The organism is Coprococcus sp. TM115-187 (genome assembly GCF_027679115.1).
GTDB lineage: Bacteria > Bacillota > Clostridia > Lachnospirales > Lachnospiraceae > Allocoprococcus > Allocoprococcus comes.
Genome location: NZ_JAQEKS010000008.1, coordinates 31,332 through 52,288, shown reverse-complemented (window position 1 = coordinate 52,288; position 20,957 = coordinate 31,332). Strand labels below are relative to the sequence as shown.

The 20,957-nt window shown below is 41.4% G+C and carries 13 protein-coding genes, 1 tRNA gene and 1 pseudogene; 14 read left to right on the top strand and 1 reads right to left on the bottom strand.

Translation table 11 applies throughout. The features are described from left to right. Position 1: 1 nt before the first annotated feature. Together PGW42_RS07640 and PGW42_RS07635 are read left to right on the top strand one after the other, a co-directional pair. A complete protein-coding gene (locus PGW42_RS07640) occupies positions 2–1,756 on the top strand; it encodes a glycoside hydrolase family 13 protein (protein ID WP_270202951.1) in 1,755 nt (584 codons plus the stop codon). 72 nt (positions 1,757–1,828) lie between these two features. Continuing rightward, the gene (locus PGW42_RS07635) at positions 1,829–3,460 is read left to right on the top strand and encodes a glycoside hydrolase family 13 protein (RefSeq protein ID WP_270202952.1); all 1,632 of its coding nucleotides are present in this window, start codon (positions 1,829–1,831) and stop codon (positions 3,458–3,460) included. 536 nt (positions 3,461–3,996) lie between these two features. Here PGW42_RS07635 and PGW42_RS07630 read toward each other — a convergent pair. Further along, positions 3,997–4,293: pseudogene (locus PGW42_RS07630) on the bottom strand (recombinase family protein); the annotation flags it as partial. A 112-nt stretch (positions 4,294–4,405) separates the two neighbouring features. Between PGW42_RS07630 and PGW42_RS07625 the strand changes: the two are divergent. The 12 genes from PGW42_RS07625 to PGW42_RS07570 all read left to right on the top strand — a co-directional run bounded on the left by PGW42_RS07625 (position 4,406) and on the right by PGW42_RS07570 (position 20,945). Further along, positions 4,406–4,912: a phosphatase PAP2 family protein gene (locus PGW42_RS07625; RefSeq protein ID WP_117835194.1), complete on the top strand. Its 507-nt coding sequence runs from the start codon at positions 4,406–4,408 to the stop codon at positions 4,910–4,912. 182 nt (positions 4,913–5,094) lie between these two features. Then, the gene (gene ppk1 / locus PGW42_RS07620) at positions 5,095–7,176 is read left to right on the top strand and encodes a polyphosphate kinase 1 (RefSeq protein ID WP_270202953.1); all 2,082 of its coding nucleotides are present in this window, start codon (positions 5,095–5,097) and stop codon (positions 7,174–7,176) included. A 121-nt stretch (positions 7,177–7,297) separates the two neighbouring features. Continuing rightward, positions 7,298–7,370: transfer RNA gene (locus PGW42_RS07615), tRNA-Ala, on the top strand. A gap of 528 nt (positions 7,371–7,898) precedes the next feature. Next, positions 7,899–10,295: a glycoside hydrolase family 3 C-terminal domain-containing protein gene (locus PGW42_RS07610; RefSeq protein ID WP_270202954.1), complete on the top strand. Its 2,397-nt coding sequence runs from the start codon at positions 7,899–7,901 to the stop codon at positions 10,293–10,295. A gap of 96 nt (positions 10,296–10,391) precedes the next feature. Beyond that, complete coding sequence (locus PGW42_RS07605) at positions 10,392–11,102, top strand: LytR/AlgR family response regulator transcription factor (protein ID WP_117557884.1); 711 nt, start codon at positions 10,392–10,394, stop codon at positions 11,100–11,102. Further along, positions 11,099–12,421: an ATP-binding protein gene (locus tag PGW42_RS07600; protein ID WP_173825934.1), complete on the top strand. Its 1,323-nt coding sequence runs from the start codon at positions 11,099–11,101 to the stop codon at positions 12,419–12,421. Before PGW42_RS07605 ends, PGW42_RS07600 begins: the two co-directional genes overlap by 4 nt. Before the next feature lie 186 nt (positions 12,422–12,607). Then, a complete protein-coding gene (locus PGW42_RS07595) occupies positions 12,608–15,640 on the top strand; it encodes a glycoside hydrolase family 3 N-terminal domain-containing protein (RefSeq protein WP_270202955.1) in 3,033 nt (1,010 codons plus the stop codon). Positions 15,641–15,666: 26 nt separating this feature from the next. Beyond that, complete coding sequence (locus PGW42_RS07590; protein ID WP_117835221.1) at positions 15,667–16,227, top strand: GtrA family protein; 561 nt, start codon at positions 15,667–15,669, stop codon at positions 16,225–16,227. A gap of 251 nt (positions 16,228–16,478) precedes the next feature. Further along, complete coding sequence (locus PGW42_RS07585) at positions 16,479–17,108, top strand: flavodoxin family protein (protein WP_270202956.1); 630 nt, start codon at positions 16,479–16,481, stop codon at positions 17,106–17,108. Positions 17,109–17,235: 127 nt separating this feature from the next. Next, the gene (locus PGW42_RS07580; RefSeq protein ID WP_008368789.1) at positions 17,236–18,210 is read left to right on the top strand and encodes a calcium/sodium antiporter; all 975 of its coding nucleotides are present in this window, start codon (positions 17,236–17,238) and stop codon (positions 18,208–18,210) included. Between the two features lie 213 nt (positions 18,211–18,423). Beyond that, positions 18,424–19,611 carry a MalY/PatB family protein gene (locus PGW42_RS07575; RefSeq protein WP_270202957.1) on the top strand — a complete coding sequence of 396 codons (1,188 nt, stop codon included), beginning with the start codon at positions 18,424–18,426 and terminating at the stop codon, positions 19,609–19,611. A gap of 26 nt (positions 19,612–19,637) precedes the next feature. After that, on the top strand, positions 19,638–20,945 hold the full coding sequence (locus PGW42_RS07570; RefSeq protein WP_118198600.1) for a Na+/H+ antiporter NhaC family protein: 1,308 nt from the start codon (positions 19,638–19,640) through the stop codon (positions 20,943–20,945). Positions 20,946–20,957 lie beyond the last annotated feature (12 nt).

Sequence of the window (20,957 nt, the reverse complement as noted above, 5' to 3'; positions counted from 1 at the left end):
GATGGAATTTACCGGTGTATATCATAAAACATCAGGGCAGATGAGTTATCCTCTGGATGAGGACAGACTGATTGTAAATATTAAGACCGGGTATGATGTAAAACAGGTGTTTATCCATTACGGAGATCCTTATGAGGCCGGGATTCTGGGTGGAAATGAAAAATGGACAGGAAAAAGAGAGGAAATTATTTATAAAAAACGTCTGCCTTATCAAATCTGGTGGACAACAACGCTTCTTCCTGCATATAAAAGATGCAAATATTATTTTGAGCTGAGAACAGAAGAGGAAGTCTGGTATTATTTTGAAGACGGTTTCCTGACAGAAGAACAGCTTCAGATGGATGGCCGTATGCAGCAGTGTTTTATTGTACCATGGATGAATCCAGCAGATATAAACCGCACACCTGCATGGGTGAATGATACGATCTGGTATCAGATTTTCCCGGACAGGTTCTGCAATGGGACACCGGAAAAGAATGGAAATGATATCACACCGTGGAGAAATCACGGAACAGTGACAAATCAGGAAAAATTCGGAGGAAATCTGGAGGGAATCCGTCAGAGACTACAGTATCTTCAGGAGCTGGGAATTACCGGAATTTATCTGAATCCGATCATGGAAGCAGAATCTAACCACAAATATGATACTACAGATTATACAAAGATTGATCCGGCTTTCGGCAATGAAGAAATGATGAAAGCACTTTGCAGGGAAGCGCACGAAAAAGGAATCCGTATTATGGTTGACGCAGTATTTAATCACTGCGGAAGAAAATTCGCGCCGTGGATGGATGTACTGGAGCATGGGAAAGATTCCCGTTATGCGGACTGGTTTATGATAGAAGACTGGGAAGAGATCGGAAAACGAGCAGACACAAGAGACAGGCGCTTTTACTCTTTTGCATTTGCAGATACGATGCCAAAATTAAATACGAATAATGAAGAAGTAATTGAGTATTTTTGTAAGGTCTGCGAGGAATGGATTCAAAAATTTGATATAGACGGAATCCGTTTTGATGTGGGAAATGAAGTATCACATCGGTTCTTAAAGCGGATGCGAGAACATTTAAAAACGATAAAACCGGACATTTATCTGTTGGGAGAAATCTGGCACGATGCAAGCCAGTGGCTGCAAGGAGATGAATATGATTCCGTTATGAATTACCCGCTGCTCAGTGGAATCCATGACTTTTTTCTAGATAAAACGATGAAAAAAGAGGAATTTGAATATATGGTAAATCGTTGTTATACTATGTATATGCAGCAGAATAACGATGTACTCTTCAATCTGCTGGATTCCCACGATACAGAGAGACTTATGAACCGTTTTCATAATCTGGATAAATTCTATCAGCAGCTTGCAATTCTCTTCACACTTCCGGGAAGTCCTTGTATTTACTACGGAACAGAGATTGCGATGGAAGGTGCACATGACCCGGATTGCAGAAGATGTATGCCATGGAGCGAGATCGAAAGCAAAGAGAATCAGGAAAAAATTGCAATGATGCGGAAACTGATCATGCTTAGAAGAAACGAGGAAATGTGCAGAAGCCCGCATTTCCATTTTCCGGATACGTACAAAAATGATCGATGTGTAGAATACATAAAATTAGATGAAGAAGGTAATAAAATTGAGGTTCTATTAAATGCATCGGAGGAAGAAATAAAAGTAAAAGGAAATGGAAAAATTCTTTTTGCCCGAAAATTTGATGGAGAGATACTTGGTGTGAACGGAACACTCATTCGTAGAATTTAGAGAGCATGTAAAGAAAGGAGAGGATGTCCCGGTAGAACCAGATAATCTGCCGGAGAGATATCGAAATTGGGTATGGAAAATAAGAATAAATGGTGGAAAAATGCAGTCGTATATCAGATTTATCCGAAAAGCTTTCAAGATTCGGACGGAGATGGAATAGGTGATATTCCAGGAATTATCAGCAGACTGGATTATTTGAAAAAACTTGGAATAGATGCAATCTGGCTCTCGCCGGTGTATCGTTCTCCACAGGATGACAATGGATATGATATTTCAGATTATCAGGATATTGAGCCAATGTTCGGAACAATGGAAGATATGGAACAGTTATTTGTGGAGGCAAAGAAACGCGGAATCCGAATTATGATGGATCTTGTATTGAATCATACTTCAGATGAACACAGATGGTTTTTGGAAGCAAAGAAAAGTAAAGACAATCCGTATCATGATTATTATGTGTGGCGTGACGGAGAAGAAGACGTTTATCCAAACGATATGAATTCTGTATTCGGTGGACCGGCATGGGAGTGGGTTCCAGAATTGGGACAGTATTATTTTCATCAATTTTCAGTGAAACAGCCGGATCTGAACTGGGAGAATCCGAAAGTGAGAAGAGAGCTCTATGATATGATTCTCTGGTGGATGGAAAAAGGGGCAGGCGGATTTCGTCTGGATGTAATCGATCAGATTGCAAAAGAGCCAGATCTTAAGATCACAAATAATGGACCAAAGCTGCATGAATTTCTGCGTGAACTAAGCAGAGAAACATTTCAGAAGGGGGATATGATCACTGTTGGAGAAGCCTGGGGAGCAACACCGGAAATTGCAAAGAAATATAGTAATCCAGATGGCAGTGAATTTTCTATGGTTTTTCAGTTTGAGCACATTATGCTTGATCAGGAAGAAGGAAAAGAAAAATGGGATACGATTCCATTGAATCTGGTTAAGCTGAAAAAATGCCTTGCAAAGTGGCAGAATACTTTATATCAGACAGGATGGAACAGTCTGTTCATGAATAACCATGATCTTCCTAGAATTGTGTCGCGTTGGGGAAATGACGGAAAATACAGAAAAGAGTCGGCAACAATGCTGGCGACAATGCTTCATGGAATGCAGGGAACTCCTTACATTTACCAGGGAGAAGAGCTGGGAATGACGAATGTGCAGTTTGACAGCATTGAGGAATATGAAGATATTGAGACATTGAATATGTACAAAGAGCGTCTGGAAAAAGGATATCAGCCAGAAGAAATCATGCAGTCTATCTACGCAAGAAGCCGTGATAATGCCCGTACTCCGATGCAGTGGAGCGGGGATGAGAACGGAGGATTCACAACAGGAGAACCATGGTTTGCCGTGAATCCAAATTATACCAGAATCAATGCCAAAGAGGCACTGGAAGATGAAAATTCGGTATTTTACTATTATCAGAAGCTGATTCGTTTAAGAAAAGAAAATCCAGTATTCGTGAATGGAAAATTTGAACTTCTTCTGCCGGAAGATGAGAGAATTTTCGCCTATACGAGAACAGATGAGCATACAAAGATGCTGGTATGTACAAACTTTACGGATGAGGAAGTTAGCTGCCCATTGCTTGATGAGTGGAAAGCCGGGGAAGTCTGGATCCGGAATTATGAGGACGACAGAGAAGGAAATATATTGCGTCCTTATGAGGCGGTGATAATTGCATTTACTGGCAAATAGATTGAGTTTCTTTTTTGGCATCAAAATTCACTTACTATATTTCTTCCTGCCACGCTCATCAAGAAAGAACGCCCATTCTTCCTTGAGGTATTTCGGCATACGGGGCATAGAGGACACCTCCTTTGTGCTGCCTAATTGCCGATTTGTTCCCGAAACGCAGAAATGCCCAAAACCGTTTCCCGTTGTATGGTTTCGGGGCGATTTTGGGCGTTTTCTTTCGATATGAGCGGCTTTGTTTTGACGGCGGTATCCTTTACCGCCAACCATTCAAAAGCCGCTGTTTGTCACTTCCGGGTAACAAAAAAGCGCCGTATTGCTACGACGCTTTTGTCTTGCTCGGAAGATGGAGCAAGGGAACGCTATTCAATTATTTGTTGTACTTTTTCTTTCTGCTGACAACCGTTGTACCAATGGCAGCACCGCCGCTGATAAACAGCAAGGCAAGCCACAAAGCAAAATTGCTGGAATCGCCGGTCTGTGGAGATTTGGAATCGTTCTTCAGCTTTGTCGTTACGGTGTCGGCTTTTTCCACCGCTTCTTGCTCGGCTTATTTTGTTGCTGGTGTCCTTGGCATACCACTCGTTCATTATGTTGAGGAATGGGGTGAAGTCGTTATCCTGCGGCTTGTCACTGTCCACGCTGTTATTGATTGCAATAAAGCGTATCTGCTTCTTGGGGAACAGAATCTCAGTATAAAAGCCGACCTCAAGATAGTTTCTGCAGAAACGGCTCATATCCTTGACGATAATTGTGCCGATTTTCCAGGCTTCGGCTTCTGCAAGCATTGCCTGAAATCCGGGACGATTGAAGTTACGCCCTGTGTAACCGTCATTTTTCAAAAGATTGTTTGTAAAAAATTTGTAATTCTAAAAATTCATATAAACTGTAATCTATGTTATTCTATAGAAAAGTAAAAATACTGATGAAGAAAGCAGGAGGAAATTTATGAACATTGAATTAAGTATTTTGGATTGGATCCAGACGTTGCATACGCCTTTTCTGGATAAAATCATGGTATTTATCACAAGACTTGGGGATGCAGGAATTATATGGATTGTGTTGAGCATAGTATTGCTTCTGATTCCTAAAACGAGAAAAAGCGGTGCGGTTATGGTGGTTGCTTTAGTAGTAGATGTATTACTTTGCAATATTGTCTTGAAAAATCTTGTAGCACGGACAAGACCATATGATGTGAATACAGGTGTACACCTTCTGGTAGCAAAGCTTCATGATTATTCTTTTCCGTCCGGACATACGGCAGCTTCGTTTGCTTCGGTAACAGCTTTGTACCTGGCAGGTGAAAAGAAGCTTTGGAAATTTGCGCTTGTGCTGGCATGTCTGATCGCAATATCGAGGTTATATCTGTATGTACACTATCCGACAGATGTTCTTGGAGGAATTCTGTTCGGTGTGATTTCAGGATATTTAGGATATCGCAAAGTATTGAAATGAAGATGACCAAAGATTACCGACCGAGAATTATATGGAAGTCAGTTGGTATAAGCATCATTTTACATGGATTTTACAAAAACAGTTCTTTAAGAAGGTAGATATGAAAGTGTATTCAGATGTATAATTAATTCTTAAGCGTAGCTATAAAATATTCAAATTAGCAAAAGGAGATAAGTAGACAAATGAAAAAGAAGCAGTTAAAACCAGAACCATATATGATGAACAGGGAACTGTCATGGTTAAAATTTAATGAGAGAGTATTAAATGAAGCAGGGAATCCGAGAGTACCTTTAGCAGAACGACTTACTTTTGCGTCTATTTATCAATCTAATCTGGATGAATTTTATATGGTGCGGGTAGGTACACTGATGGATCAGATGGAATCATCGGAAGTAGTCCGTGAGAATAAAACCAATATGACCAGCAAAGAGCAGGTAAAAGCGATCATTGATGCAACAAGAGAGCTTGATATAAAGAAAGCAGTTATTTACGAGCAGTTAATGGGAGAATTGGAGCCGCAGGGAATCCGGATTATCAATTTCAACAAGCTTTCAGGAAAAGAAGGGGAATTACTGGAAACTTACTTTGATAATGAAATTGCACCATATCTGTCTGCGAATATCATCAGCAAACAGCAGCCGTTTCCATTCTTACAGAATAAAGAGATCTATGCGGTTGCACTGCTTGCAACGAAGGGTGGAAAGACAAAAACGGCGATCATTCCGTGCAGTAACAATGTATTTAAGCGTCTGATCGACATTCCGACCAGACCGGGAACCTTTATGCTCTCGGAAGAACTGATTCTTCATTTTTTGCCGAAATTATTTAAAAAATATGAAATCAAAGAAAAATCTCTCCTGAGAATTACGAGAAATGCGGATATTGATACAGAAACCATTTATGATGAAGATATGGATTACAGAGATGCCATGGAAAATCTGGTAAAGCAGAGAAAACGTATGAATCCTGTCCGCATGGAATTCTCCAGAAAGATCAACAAAAAGCTGATCGCAGAGATCTGCAAATATATTCATATGGATAAAAACCACGTATTTATGTCGAGAGTACCACTTGATTTATCATTTGTATTTGCAATCCAGAATTATCTGAGAATGCAAGGAGCAGAAAAGGAAAAGCTGTTCTATCAGAAGAGGAGTCCGCGAATGACACCGCAGCTGAAAGAAAAAGAAAGTCTGATCGCACAGATTGAGCAGAAAGATGTTCTGTTATCTTATCCATTTGAAAATATTAAATCATTTACCAACCTGCTTTATGAAGCGGCAAGAGACGATTCTGTAGTGTCCATCAAGATGACCTTGTACCGTCTGGCAGTTCGAAGCCAGATCGTAGATGCTTTGGTTGAGGCAGCGGAAAATGGCAAAGAAGTGGTGGTACTGGTTGAACTCCGTGCAAGATTTGATGAAGAAAGTAACATTGAATATTCCAGAAAGCTGGAAGAAGCCGGATGCCGTGTAATTTATGGTCTGAATGGATTCAAGGTACATTCAAAACTTTGCCTGATCACCAGAAAGACAGATAAAGGTCTGGAATATATTACTCAGATCGGAACCGGTAACTATAATGAAAAGACTTCTACTTTATATACAGACCTGTCACTGATCACAGCAAAGCAGGAAATCGGAAAAGAAGCGGCAGAAGTATTTGCATGTCTGCTGCGCGGTGAGACGATAGAGGAAACGCACATCCTGCTGGTTGCACCGAAATGTCTCCAGAATAAAGTACTCGATATGATCGATGAGGAAATACGTCACGCAAAGAACGGGAAAGATGCGTATGTCGGAATCAAGATCAATTCACTGACTGATAAAGTGATCATTGAGAAGCTTGTGGAAGCATCACAGGTGGGTGTGAAGATTGAAATGATCGTCCGTGGAATCTGCTGTATGATTCCTGGTATCAAAGGATACACAGAAAATATTAAAGTAATCAGCATTGTTGGAAGATTTCTGGAGCATTCCCGTATTTATTGTTTCGGAACGCCGGACAGAGAAAAAGTGTATATTGCATCAGCTGATTATATGACGAGAAATACGCTCCGACGTGTGGAGGTTGCAGCTCCGGTTCTGGATGATACGTTGCGTGAAAGACTGGACTGGATGTTTGACACCATGATGAAGGATGATGAAAAAGGAAAAGAACTGACTGCAGACGGCGATTATGTAGATCGTGATATCAATGAAGAAAAGCTGGATTCACAGGAAGTGTTCTATGAGACGGCGTATAAAAATACGGAAAAGAAATAGTAGAGAATATTTGAGCAAAATAAACACAGCTGTAGAAATGATACAGCTGTTATAAAATCAGCAGATACAGTTGACAAAGAGGGACGTTTGTGATATTTTAATTAAGTCGCAAACGTCATATGGGGGATTAGCTCAGTTGGGAGAGCGCCTGCCTTGCAAGCAGGAGGTCACGAGTTCGAATCTCGTATTCTCCACTTTAGTGTATAGTGTAGTAGCATTGCTATTGCACTATTTTTGTGTATTTGACAAATTTATATATGTGCTTTATAATACACTTAACAGGAAAGTCGGAAGGTAACCGCAATTTACCCACTCCGGCGAAAATAATCTAGTTTAGAAAGTAGTCGTCAACTCGCCAAAAGTTTAGGACGGCTACTTTTTATGTGTATAATTAAGTATTGCAACAATAAGTACCGCAACGGATACGATGAGTTGTAATTCTTCATATGTACTCATTAGCACCACCTCCGACAGGCTCGGAGCGGGTGCAGCACGTCCCCCGGCTTCCCGGTTAAATGTATTATGTTGATAAATATTATCATTTTTCAACTGCGCAGTAAAGCAAAATATAAAAAAGTTATAACTGAAAAATGTAATTAAAAATGCAGTTCGTGAAGAATTTTCAACCATTTATGCAAGCAGGCTTTTACAGCCTGCTTTCTGTGTTATGCTATTTTCAGCAGGAAAAGAAACAGAGATAGAATAAATAAGGTGGTTTCAAAATGAAAATGAAGTATGAGAATATCATAAAACAAATGACATTAGCAGAAAAAGCACGGATGATGTCAGGTAAAAATACATGGGAGACGGTAGATTTTGAAAAATATGGAATTCCATCGATGACAATGTCAGACGGGCCTCACGGGCTGAGAAGGCAGGCAGGAGCAGGGGATCATCTTGGATTAAACGCCAGCCTTCCGGCGACCTGTTTCCCGACGGCAGCAGGCGTTGCAAACAGCTGGGATGAGGCACTTGGAGAAGAAATCGGAGAGGCACTTGCGGAAGAAGCAGTTACCATGGGAGTCAATGTGATCCTTGGACCGGGACTGAATATCAAGAGAAGTCCACTGTGCGGAAGAAACTTTGAATATTTTTCAGAGGATCCGTATCACGCAGGAAAGATGGCAGCAGCCTATGTGCGTGGAATCCAGAGTAAAGGAATCGCCGCATGTCCAAAGCACTTTGCGGCAAACAGCCAGGAGCTTCGCCGTATGGCGAATAATTCTGTAGTTGATGAAAGAACATTCCGTGAAATCTATACCACCGGATTTGAGATTGCAGTCAAAGAAGGAAAATCAAAATCGATCATGTCTTCTTATAATGAAGTGAATGGTATTTATGCAAATGAAAACAGCCATATGCTACAGGAAATCCTTGTGGATGAATGGGGATTTGATGGCTTTGTAGTTTCTGACTGGGGTGGAAGCAACGATCATGCGCTGGGTGTAAAGAACGGAAGTCATCTGGAAATGCCGGGAACCGGGAAATCCGGTATGCGTGACATTATCCGTGCAGTGGAGAACGGAGATCTGGAAGAATCTGTGCTGGACCAGAGACTGGATGAGCTGTTAAATGTAATCTTTGCAACCCATCAGGCAACTGAGGATGCAAAAGGAAAGCAGTTTGATATAGAAGCACATCATAAGCTCGCAAGAAAAGCAGCGGAGGAAAGCATTGTTCTTCTGAAAAATGAGGATCAGATCCTTCCATTAAAACCGGGGACAAAAGTTGCCGTGATCGGAGATTTTGCAAAGACACCAAGATATCAGGGAGCAGGTTCTTCCCTTGTGAATCCGACCAAACAGCCGGAGGCAATCATGGACGTGATCGGTGAGAGCGGCGTGGATGTCATTGCTTACGAGCAGGGGTATATCCGTAATAGGAAACCGAATAAAAAGCTGATGAAAGCAGCAATTGAAGCGGCAAGAAAGGCAGATGTGGTTCTCTTCTTCGGTGGATTGGATGAGATCAGTGAATCGGAAGGACTTGACCGTACCCATATGGATATGCCATATGCGCAGGATACGCTTCTGGATGAAATAACGACGGTCAATTCTAATGTAATTGTTGTTCTTTCCGCAGGATCTGCAATTGAAATGCCATGGTACTCATATGTAAAAGGAATCGTACATGGATATCTGGGTGGACAGGCAGGCGCCTCTGCGATGATGAATGTGCTGACAGGTAAGGTAAATCCGTCCGGAAAGCTGAATGAGACTTATCCGCTTCATTACAAAGATACGCCGGCATATGCTTATTATCCGAGCAAGGAACGGAGCAGTGAATACAGAGAATCCCTTTATGTGGGATACCGTTATTATACAACGATTGGAAAAATGACACGGTTCCCATTTGGATTTGGACTCAGCTACACGAATTTTGAGTATAAGGATCTGAAGGTATCTTCCGAAGGCGTGAAATTTATTGTTAAGAATACAGGAAATGTGGCAGGAACTGAGATCACACAACTTTATGTAGGAAAGCAATCCGATACCATTTTCCGTCCGGTCCGCGAGCTGAAAGGTTTCAGGCGAGTGGAACTGGAACCGGGAGAGGAAAAAGAAGTCCAGATTTTATTTGATGATAATAGCTTCCGGTTCTATGATACCAGAACGGACAGTTGGGAAATTGAATCCGGAACTTATCAGATCATGATCGGTGAGAACGCTGAACATATGCTTCTGGAAGATACTTTGGATGTAGTGGGAACTGTAGAAAATGGCGGCTACAAAAAAGAAGAAATGCCGGAATATTTCAGTGGACAGATCAAAGACATTTCGGATGAAGAATTTACCCGTCTTTACGGAAGAGAGATTCCGGATGGAAGCTGGAGCGGCGAGATCCGAATGAACGATGCTGTGTGCCAACTGTATTATGGAAAAGGGATTTTTGGAAAGCTGTTCTATGGTGTACTGAGAATCCTGCTGAAGATCAGCGAATGGCAGGGTAAACCAAACTTAAATGTACTGTTTAACTATAATATGCCGATCCGTGGATACGCAAAGATGACCGGTGGATTTGTGACGATGGAAATGGCAGAAGCGTTGACCGAAATGGCGAACGGACACCGGATTAAGGGAACAGGGCATCTGATCCGGGCAGCAGTAAAGCGAGACTAAAAGAAAAAAGTAGAAATAGACAGGGACTTGTACTAAAATAATTTTAAGTGCAAGTCCCCCTTTGGCGTATTTAATGGGAAAGGAGAAGGGAAACCAATGATAAAGATTGCAATCGTAGAAGATGAAGCACTGTATGCGCAGCAGTTACAGGGTTTTCTGCATCAGTATGAAAAAGAGAACGGAGAATTGTTTGATATTACAGTTTACACAGATGGAGACCAGATCGTACACAAATATCAGTCACAGTACGACCTGATCCTGATGGATGTGGAAATGAAATTCATGGATGGTATGTCTGCGGCAGAAGAAATCCGCAAGATGGATACCGAGGTTGTCATTATTTTTATCACGAACATGGCACAGTATGCGATCCGTGGATATGCAGTGGATGCCCTGGATTACGTGTTGAAGCCGGTTTCTTATTTTGCCTTTTCCCAGCGTCTGAACCGGGCGATCGGACGAATGAAGAAGAGAGAACAGAAAGTGATCATGGTGAATATCAAAGGCGGTGCCGTGCGCGTCAATATCGCTAATATTTACTATATCGAAAGTCAGGGACATACTCTGATCTTGCATACGATCCTGGGAGATTACGAGACCAGCGGAACGATGAAGGAAATGGAAGAAAAACTGAAGGGGATGAATTTCTGCCGTGGAAATAAAGGCTATCTGATCAACCTGCAGCATGTGGACGGGATCCAGGATGGATGTGCGACGGTAAAAGGGGAACAGCTGGTGCTGAGCCGTGCCCGGAAAAAAGAATTTATGGAAGAACTGACAAAATACTGGGGAGAGATTGTAAAATGATGGATACGATAATGCCGGATATCCCACGGTTTTATACGGCACTTGCGGAGTGGCTGGCATGTATGATTTTCATTCTGCCACTGAAGAAAAGAATGGCTAAGAAGACGATTCCGCTGATGGCAGGGGCACTGGTGGTTCAGAGCGTGTTCCTTGTTGTGACAGGGAATCTGATGATTTATTTCTGGATTCCGTGTATGGTCATTGCGGTAATTTTGATGATCGGATTTATTTATGGATGCTGTGATATTGGCAGTACAGATGCAATTTACTTTGGGATGATCGCGTTTGTAGTGGCGGAGTTCCTGGCATCAATCGAATGGCAGGTCGTGTGTTTTATCTGGAAGGGACAGATGCCGGCACTTTGGATCAGGGCATTACTGTTGATTGGAATTTATGGATGCATTGCATTTGTTTTGCTGAAAATCATGCAGACACATCTGCCGAAAGACGGGAAAATGAATATCAGTCCGAAAGAATTGTTTTCTGCACAGCTGATTGCTATTGCGGTATTTGCAGTGAGTAATTTGAGTTTCCTGACAAGTAATACACCATTTTCCGGAACGTATTCTTTTGAAATCGGAAATATCCGAACTTTAGTCGATATCGGAGGAATTGCGATTCTGTATGCGCATCTGATCCAGTGTGGGGAACTGCGTGTGAAAAAGGAGCTGGAAGCAGTGCAGAATGTCCTTCAGAACCAGTATGTGCAGTATAAGCAGTCCAGAGAAAGCATTGACCTGATCAATTACAAATATCATGATCTGAAACACCAGATCGCAGTACTCAGAAGTGAGGAAGATCCGAAGAAAAGAGAAGAATTCCTGAACCGGATGGAGGAGGAAATCCGCCAGTATGAAGCGCAGAACAAGACGGGAAATAAAGTTCTGGATACGGTACTTACAACGAAAAGCCTGTACTGCAACAAGCATGGGATTATATTCACCTGTGTGGCAGACGGAACACTTCTGGATTTTATGGATGTCATGGATATCTGCAGCATTTTCGGGAATGCACTTGACAATGCGATCGAGTGCGAAATGAAGATCCCGGAAAAGGAGAAACGCCTGATTCATGTGACGGTATCAAGGCAGAAAAGTTTTCTGATTCTCCGGTTTGAGAATTATTATGAAGAGGAATTGCAGTATAAAGAAGGTTCGCTGATCACAACCAAAAAAGAAAAATCATCTCATGGATATGGACTGAAGAGTATTAAGTATACGGTCAATAAATATGAAGGTGCGGTCAGTATTGATACGAAGGATCATTGGTTTGACCTGAAAATTCTGATTCCGATGAAAGAAAATAAAAAAGAGAATTAAAAAGATTTTGTAAAAAAGCGTCATGGTTATGTGAAAATGCATAAAAACATGGCGCTTATTTTGTGAAAAAGTTATAGCACAGAAACCGTTTGTGCGGAAAAAGTGCAGATTATGCAGATTTTTACCAGGGGAGAAATGATGTGATAGGATAAGAACATAAGATAAATAAAACGGAGGAAAGAGGTTATGAAAACGAAAGAAGAAAGAAAACAGCGAAAAGCGGAAAGAAAAAGAAAACCGCATTTTGTGAGACATTCTTTTGGAATGGCATTTGGAGTGATTTTTCTGGGAGCAGCTATTGTAATTCCACAGATTACAATGCCTTTTAATGGAATGCTCCAGGGATTTATGGGTGATATGGATATTGATATTACAGAAAAAAAGACGCAGGATATCTTAAATCAAGGGAAAGATTTGTCTATGGATATCGAACGGGAAGGAGCAGTACTTCTGAAAAATGAAAATGAAACATTGCCATTAGCGAAAGATGTAAACAAGGTCAATGTATTTGGCTGGGCTTCTACACAGTGGCTTGGAGGTGGCTCTGGCTCTGGACAGATTATAAGTACTGATGAAACAATTCTTACAGCGCTTAAAAATTATGGAATTGAATATAATGAAGAACTGGAAAAAATGTATCAGGATTTCTGTGGTGAAAGAGAGTACAAAAATGCACTGTCAAGCTGGCCGAAAGATTTCAGCCGTCTATATGAGCCGGATATCAATGATGGAGAATCCTATACAGAAGAATTATTGCAAAATGCAAAGGATTATTCAGATACAGCAATTGTTGTAATTGGTCGCCCGACTGGTGAGAGTAATGATAATCCGCAGAAGCAGTATAAGATCAATAAAAAGGATGGAGAAGTTGTTGTAGACGATACCAGAACTTCTTTAGATTTATCAACGGAAGAAGAAGCATTACTTACTTATGCAGGAGCGAATTTTGAACATGTGATCGTTGTGTTAAATACCGGAAATGTAATGACGCTTGGACAGATTGAAACGATTGATGGAATTGATGCATGCCTGCTCGCCGGATATACAGGACAGTATGCAGCGAGTGTACTGCCGGAAATCCTGTGGGGAGATGTAAACCCGAGTGGACATACAGCGGATACATGGGCTTATGATTTTAATACAGCAGCCAGTTATGCAAATGCTGGGGAAAATGGTGTAGGAAGTTATTCTAATGGAAAAGGACTTTATCCGTATAATGGAACCAGTAATGGTAACCTTGGAGAAGAATTTCAGTATGATCAGGTATCCTATGAAGATTATGCGGAAGGAATTTATGTTGGATACAAATGGTATGAAACTGCAGATGCAGAAGGCTATTGGAACCAAGTAGAGAATGATCATGGAAAAGGATACGAAGGGGTTGTACAGTATCCGTTTGGATATGGTCTTTCTTATACAACTTTTGACTGGGAGCTGAAAGATCACAGCGTAGAGATAGCTAAAGATGGATCAGTATCGGCTACAGTAAAAGTGACAAATACAGGAGATAAAGCAGGAAAAGATGTTGTAGAATTCTATTATACAGCTCCATATGAGAAGGGCGGAATCGAAAAAAGCGCGGTAGAGCTTGGTGATTATGCAAAAACAAAATTACTTGGACCGGGAGAATCAGAAGAAGTTGTTGTAACTGTATCAGCAGAGGATATGGCAAGTTATGATGCTTATGATAATAATAAGAATGGTTTTGCGGGGTATGAGCTGGATGAGGGTACCTATACTTTTTCTATCAGAACAGATTCCCATACTGTAAAAAATCAGTTTAATATTGATCTTAAGGATAACATTCAATATCAGGAAGACGGAACAACCGGAAATACGGTATCGAATAAATTTACCGGTGCAGACGCAGTAGACGGAGTCAGTCTGGATGGTTCGGAAAGTGAATCAGGAATTATATATTTAACACGTTCGGATTTTGCAGGAACATATCCAAAAGAAAATACCAAAACAAGGGAAATGGCAGAAAATGTCAAAAAACTGAATCTGTATACCGATGAGATGGCAAATGACTGGATCGATGAAAATGATGAGCCGATCACAACAGGTGCAAAGAATAATCTGAAGGTAGAAGAAAACGGTAAGCTTACAGAGCTTGGAATAGAACTTGGATCTGATTATGATGATCCAAAGTGGGAAGATGTATTGGATCAGTTGACAATCAAAGAAATGCAGACAGCTGTAAATTATGCATATGTAAATACAGGGGCATTTGAAAGTGTTGGAAAGCCAATTGCGTTGGATTTTGACGGACCGAACCAGGTTGGATCGTTTACACAGGGAATGAATGCATCAGGAACTGGTTTCGCAAATGCAACAGTACTGGCACAGACATGGAATAAAGATCTGGCATTTAATCAGGGATTACAGATGGGACAGGAAGGAGCAGCCTTTGGATATGGTGGTTTATATGGTCCATCCGTTAATATCCATCGTTCTCCACTTAATGGTAGAAACTATGAATATTTTTCAGAGGATTCAATACTTTCTGGCTTGATGTCCGGAAATGAAGTAAAAGGTGTTATGAGTGCAGGTATGTATGTGTATATAAAACACTTTATCTGTAATGATGGAGAGTCCGGAATTTACCGTGATTCTGTATATCTGTGGATGCCAGAGCAGGCATTACGTGAGGTTTATCTGAAGCCATTCAGAATCCTGGTTGAAGATTATGGCGCAACCGGACTTATGACTTCTTATAATCGTATCGGAGCTGTATGGGCTGGCGGAAGTGAAGCACTTTTGACTGGAATTCTTCGTGATGAATGGGGATTCAAAGGAACGGTTGTCACAGATTTTTCTGACCATGCAGAATATATGAACGGTGGACAGATGCTTCGTGCAGGTGGAGATATCTGGATGAATATGATGAGTCCGATCAATGGAGAAACAGAGTCGGCTTCTTATCAGAAAGCACTTCGTGAAACGGCAAAACATATTATCTATACTTATTTGAATGCTCGTGTGACAAACATGAATTATGCAGAAAAAACAGGAAATACGGATATATTAAGACCGACGATTACAAAGCAGACGAATCTGGTTCAGAAGATCGTAAAGGTACTTTATGTTCTGGCTGCTGTTTTAATTCTCTGGATGGCTTATGCTCTTTGGAAAGATGTGAAAAAGAGAAAAATTTTAAAAGCAGAAGGCTATTATGAAAAGAAGAAACAGGAAAAGCTTGCGAAAAAGAAAAAATAAGAATGTATGAAAGAGGACTGCATATGATAGACAGTATTAAAAATTCATGGCAGCACTTCGCAGACAAGCATCCCGGAGCCTCCAAATGGATCCGGGAGGGCGGTCTGTTCGTGATCGTCAGCAACCTGATCACAGTGCTCAAATATTTACTCTTGTTGTTCCTGCCGTTGGCATTTGCAGGACTTCCAAAAGTAGATTTCGGATTTCCGGGAATTGACATTACTTTATTCGGTGAGACTTTCAAGTGGAACATCATCGGATATGACGCCGCACATGGCGGACTTCCTTATTTTTGTGCGTACATGATCGCGATGGTAGTCGGAGAGTGTATTAACTTTCCGATCCAGAGAAATTTTGTATTCCGCAGTAAAGGAAAAGTATGGTATCAGGCATTCTGGTATCTGATCGCATTCTGTATTGTTACCTGTATCGTAAACTCGATCAACTGTATCTGGGTTGCGGTAGCCGGGATGTTTGTGCCGGGATGGTTATACAATATTGGAACGACAGTGTTGAATGGAGGGGTATCGATGGTGGTATTCTTCTTCGTAAATAAGATTATTTTCCCGGAAGGGGAAGGAAAGTAAGCGTTGTCAGGATTGACGGCGAATAAGAAAATAAAACGGGACAAATCCGTTGCGCAGGGCATTCCGAGAAGCCTCTGAGAGTGAAAATTGTGTCAGCAAAGGCTTTCACAATTTCTGAGTCTTCTCTCCATTGCACAACAATTGGATTTGTCTCGTTTTATTTTCTTATTCGCCTGACAACATTTTCTGCAAAACCCAAAAAAAGTGATAGAATAGAAGTAGTAAATTGTCAGAAAAGGAGAATCATTATCATGAAAGAAAATTTAAAAGTACTTATGATCAACGGAAGCCCGAAAGCAAACGGAAACACAGCCATTGCATTAAAAGAGATGGAGAATATTTTCAAAGAAAACGGAGTAGAAGTTGAGACAGCTGTTATCGGTAACAAAACAGTCCGTGGCTGTATCGCCTGTGGTTCCTGCTACGAAAAAGGACAATGTGTTTTTGACGATGTAGTGAATGAGTTAGCTCCGAAGTTTGAAGAAGCAGATGGTCTTGTAATCGCAAGTCCGGTGTACTATGCGTCTGCAAATGCAACTCTGATCGCCTGTCTTGACAGACTGTTCTACAGCAGTCATTTTGATAAAACGATGAAAGTGGGAGCAAGCGTTGCCTGTGCAAGACGTGGCGGATGTTCTGCGACATTTGATGAGCTGAATAAATATTTTACCATTTCCGGAATGCCGGTTGCATCCAGCCAGTACTGGAACAGCATCCATGGGGCAGCACCGGGAGAGGCCGAAAAGGATGAGGAAGGAAGGCAGACGATGCGTACACTTGCAAGAAATATGACTTTCCTTATGAAGAGTATTGCACTTGGAAAAGAGCAGTTTGGACTTCCGGAAAAAGAAGCAAAGATTCCGACAAATTTTATTCGGTAGAACAAGTAAAAGGCAGGGATTTGTGAAATATCACGAATCCCTGCCTTTAGAGTTGACAGTCCAACTTTCTTGTTTTATAGTGGGAGTTGCAATTTGGTAGGAAGTATTTAAAAGAGAGGTTTTGGTCATGGCACTTATAAAATCAATCATTATTTTGATTATAGGGTTTGCTCTATTGATGAAAGGAGCAGATTATTTTGTAGAAGGAAGTTCTTCTGTTGCGAAGCAGCTTCATGTTCCATCGATGATCATCGGTATGACCATCGTTGCAATGGGAACCAGCCTTCCGGAATGTGCGGTCAGTGTAACGGCATCCCTGACAGGAAATAACTCACTTGCGGTAAGTAATGTTGTCGGATCGAATATTTTCAACTTGATGGTTGTTTGTGGAGCCTGTGCGTTATTTGCACCTCTTACGATAAAAAAAGATACATTGAAAAAAGAGTTTCCATTATCAATTATCTGTGCGGCCTTGCTGATGGTGCTTGGATATGTCGGGATGCTTTTAGGACATTTAGATGGCGGTGTATTTCTCCTTATTTTTGCAGCTTATCTGATCTGGATGATTGGCTCTGCCAAGAAAGCAAGAGCAGCACACAAGGAAAGTCAGATGATGCGCGAAGAGGGAGAATTAGTAGACGAAGAAATTCAGATCCTGCCACTTTGGAAATGTGCGTTATTTATTGTTGGTGGCATGATCGCAATCAAATTTGGCGGTGATTTTGTTGTAGACAGTGCTTCAGCACTTGCAAGCGCATTCGGACTCAGTCAGACACTTATCGGACTTACCATCGTTGCGATGGGAACCAGTCTTCCGGAACTTGTAACATCGATTGTTGCGGCAAGAAAGAATGAAGTGGATATGGCACTCGGAAATGTGATCGGTTCTAATATTTTCAATATCCTGTTGGTACTTGGAGTTGCAGCTGCCATCAGTCCAGTGAAATTTCTTACCGATAATATCATTGATACGGTTGTACTGATTGCGATGAGTCTTGTTGTTCTGGTGTTTGCATGGACTTCAAAAATGATCGACCGAAGAGAAGGCGCTACGATGCTTGGAATGTATGCAGTGTATATGGCATATATTTGCATACGATAAAATAAAAGAATCATAAGGAAAAATGGCTGTGGATGAAACCTGCCCCAAAAGTTAGACCTAAATTCTAACGATTGGAAGTCGGTTCAATCCACAGCTATTTTTATTGGGTCAGTGTACATTCTATTTTATACTTCTATAGAAAAAACATTGACATGTCTAACAAAAAGAGGTATAAAAAACGAGAGAATTTTGCGACAAGGAGAAAGGCATAAGATGGGAAAGTACAATTTTGATGAAGTAATCGACAGACATGGAACGGACTGCCTGAAATATGATTTTGGAATGAAACGAAAGGGAAGAGATGATCTGCTTCCGCTCTGGGTGGCAGACATGGATTTTCGTCTTCCGGATGAAATTCTGGATGAATTCCACAAGAGAATTGACCATGGAATCTTTGGTTATACGGATCCGCTGGATGAATATTTTGCAGCAATGAACCATTGGTTCTCCACACGTTATGGATATACGATCGAACCGGAGTGGGTAACACTTGGTGCTGGGATTGTCTATGCACTTGGAACCAGCGTAAGAGCATTTACCGAAGAGGGAGATGCCATGATGGTTATGCAGCCGGTTTACTATCCATTCAGTGAAGTAATAAAAAATGACGGAAGAAGACTGGTGAACTGCCAGCTTCGCTATGAGAATAACCATTATTCCATCGACTTTGAAAAGATGGAAAAAATGATTCAGGAGGAAGGCGTAAAAGCGCTGATCTTCTGTAATCCGCACAACCCGGTCGGCAGGGTCTGGACAAGAGAAGAACTGGAAAGAGTTGCAGAAATCTGTCTGAAATACAATGTAATCTGGATGGTGGATGAAATGCATTGTGATTTCATTTTCCCGGGACATACCTTCACAAGTTGCATGAATCTGGATGAAAAATACCGCGAGATCCTTGCACTTTACAGCTCACCTGGAAAGACCTTTAATGTAGCTGGTCTTCAGCCGGCGAATATCATTATTCCAAATGAAGAATTACGGAAAAAATACCAGTGGGCAAATACACAGGCAGCTTACAGTCAGGGAAGTCTGATGGGACAGCTTGCTGTAAAAGTATGTTATACCAAAGGTGCCGAGTGGGTGGATGAACTGGTGCAGTACATTTATGAAAATGTACAGTATATGAGCAGGTTTGTGAAAGAGAACCTCCCAAAGGCAACGATGGTTGAGCCGGAAGGAACCTATCTGGTATGGGTTGATTTTTCTGGTTATGGTTTTAGTAATGAAGAACTGGAACATCTGATGCTTGAAGAGGCAAAACTGTGGCTGGATTCGGGAATTATCTTCGGACTGGAGACCGCTCAGTTCGAGAGATTCAATGTTGCCTGCCCGCGTGTGACTTTGGAACAGGCACTGACTCAGCTTAAGGATGCATTGGATAAACATTTGGCAAATTAGAAAAAAAGGATGAGAGGACAAGTAAGATGGATAAACAAAAGAAAAATCTTGGAGCAGCAGCATTTCTTCCGCTGATTGTATTTCTTGCATGTTATGTAGGGTGTGGAATTACATTTACACTAATGGGAGTCACGGAACCATTTGGAAAATTTCCGCGTCACGTGGCCCTTTTGGCAGGCTGTGCAGTAGCATTGTTGTTGAACAGAAAAATGAATGTGGCAGATAAACTGAATATTATGACGACAAATATGGGAAATTCAGGAGTTATGATGATTGTTCTGATCTATCTGATGGCCGGCGGATTCCAGGGAGCAGCGGCGGCAATGGGAGGAAAAGACTCAGTTGTAAATCTCTGTCTGCATTTTATTCCTGTGAAACTGTTGGTTCCGGGCGTATTTTTGATGTGTTGTTTTATTTCTACATCAATCGGGACATCCATGGGAACGATTGCTGCAATGGCGCCAATTGCTATTAATGTAGCACAGGGTGCACACCTGAATGTGGCAGTCGTCGGTGCAGCAGTGATCGGAGGCTCATATTTTGGTGATAATCTTTCCATGATTTCAGATACAACTATTTCCGCAGCAGAAGGATGTGGTTCTGAGATGAAAGACAAATTTAAAATGAACTTTTTCATTGCTCTTCCGGCGGCAATTGTGGCAATAATCCTGTACTCGATTTTTGGCGGAGTAGGAAGTGGGGCGATTGAAGCAGGAAGTTACAATATTATTGAAGTTCTTCCGTATTTCATAGTTCTCATTGCGGCACTTATGGGAGTTAATGTTGCGGTAGTCCTTTTTGTCGGAATACTTGCATCCGGTATCATTGGACTTTGTGTCGGAAGCTGTGGATTTTTTGAATGGATCCAGGCAATTGGAAGTGGTATGAGTGATATGTTCAGCATCAGTATCGTTGCCATTCTTGTATCCGGTATCATCGGTCTTGTACGTGAATATGGCGGTGTTGAATGGCTGGTGGGCGCGATCAGCAGCAAGATCAAGAGCAGACGTGGTGCGGAATATGGAATCGGACTGATGTCAGGTATCCTTTCCGCAGCTATGGTAAATAATACGATCGCAATCATTGTTACCTGTCCGATTGCAAAAGAAATCGGGGAAAAATATAAGATCGCACCGAAGAGACTTGCCAGTCTGGTGGATATCTTTGCCTGCGCATTTATTGCACTGATGCCACATGATGGTGGTATGCTGATGATTACGGCACTTGCTGATGTATCACCGCTTAATGTACTGAAATATTCGTTCTATATGTTTGGACTGATCATTGCGACCTGCGTTACGATACAGTTCGGATTGATGGACAAGAAAAATTAGACAGGATGAAAT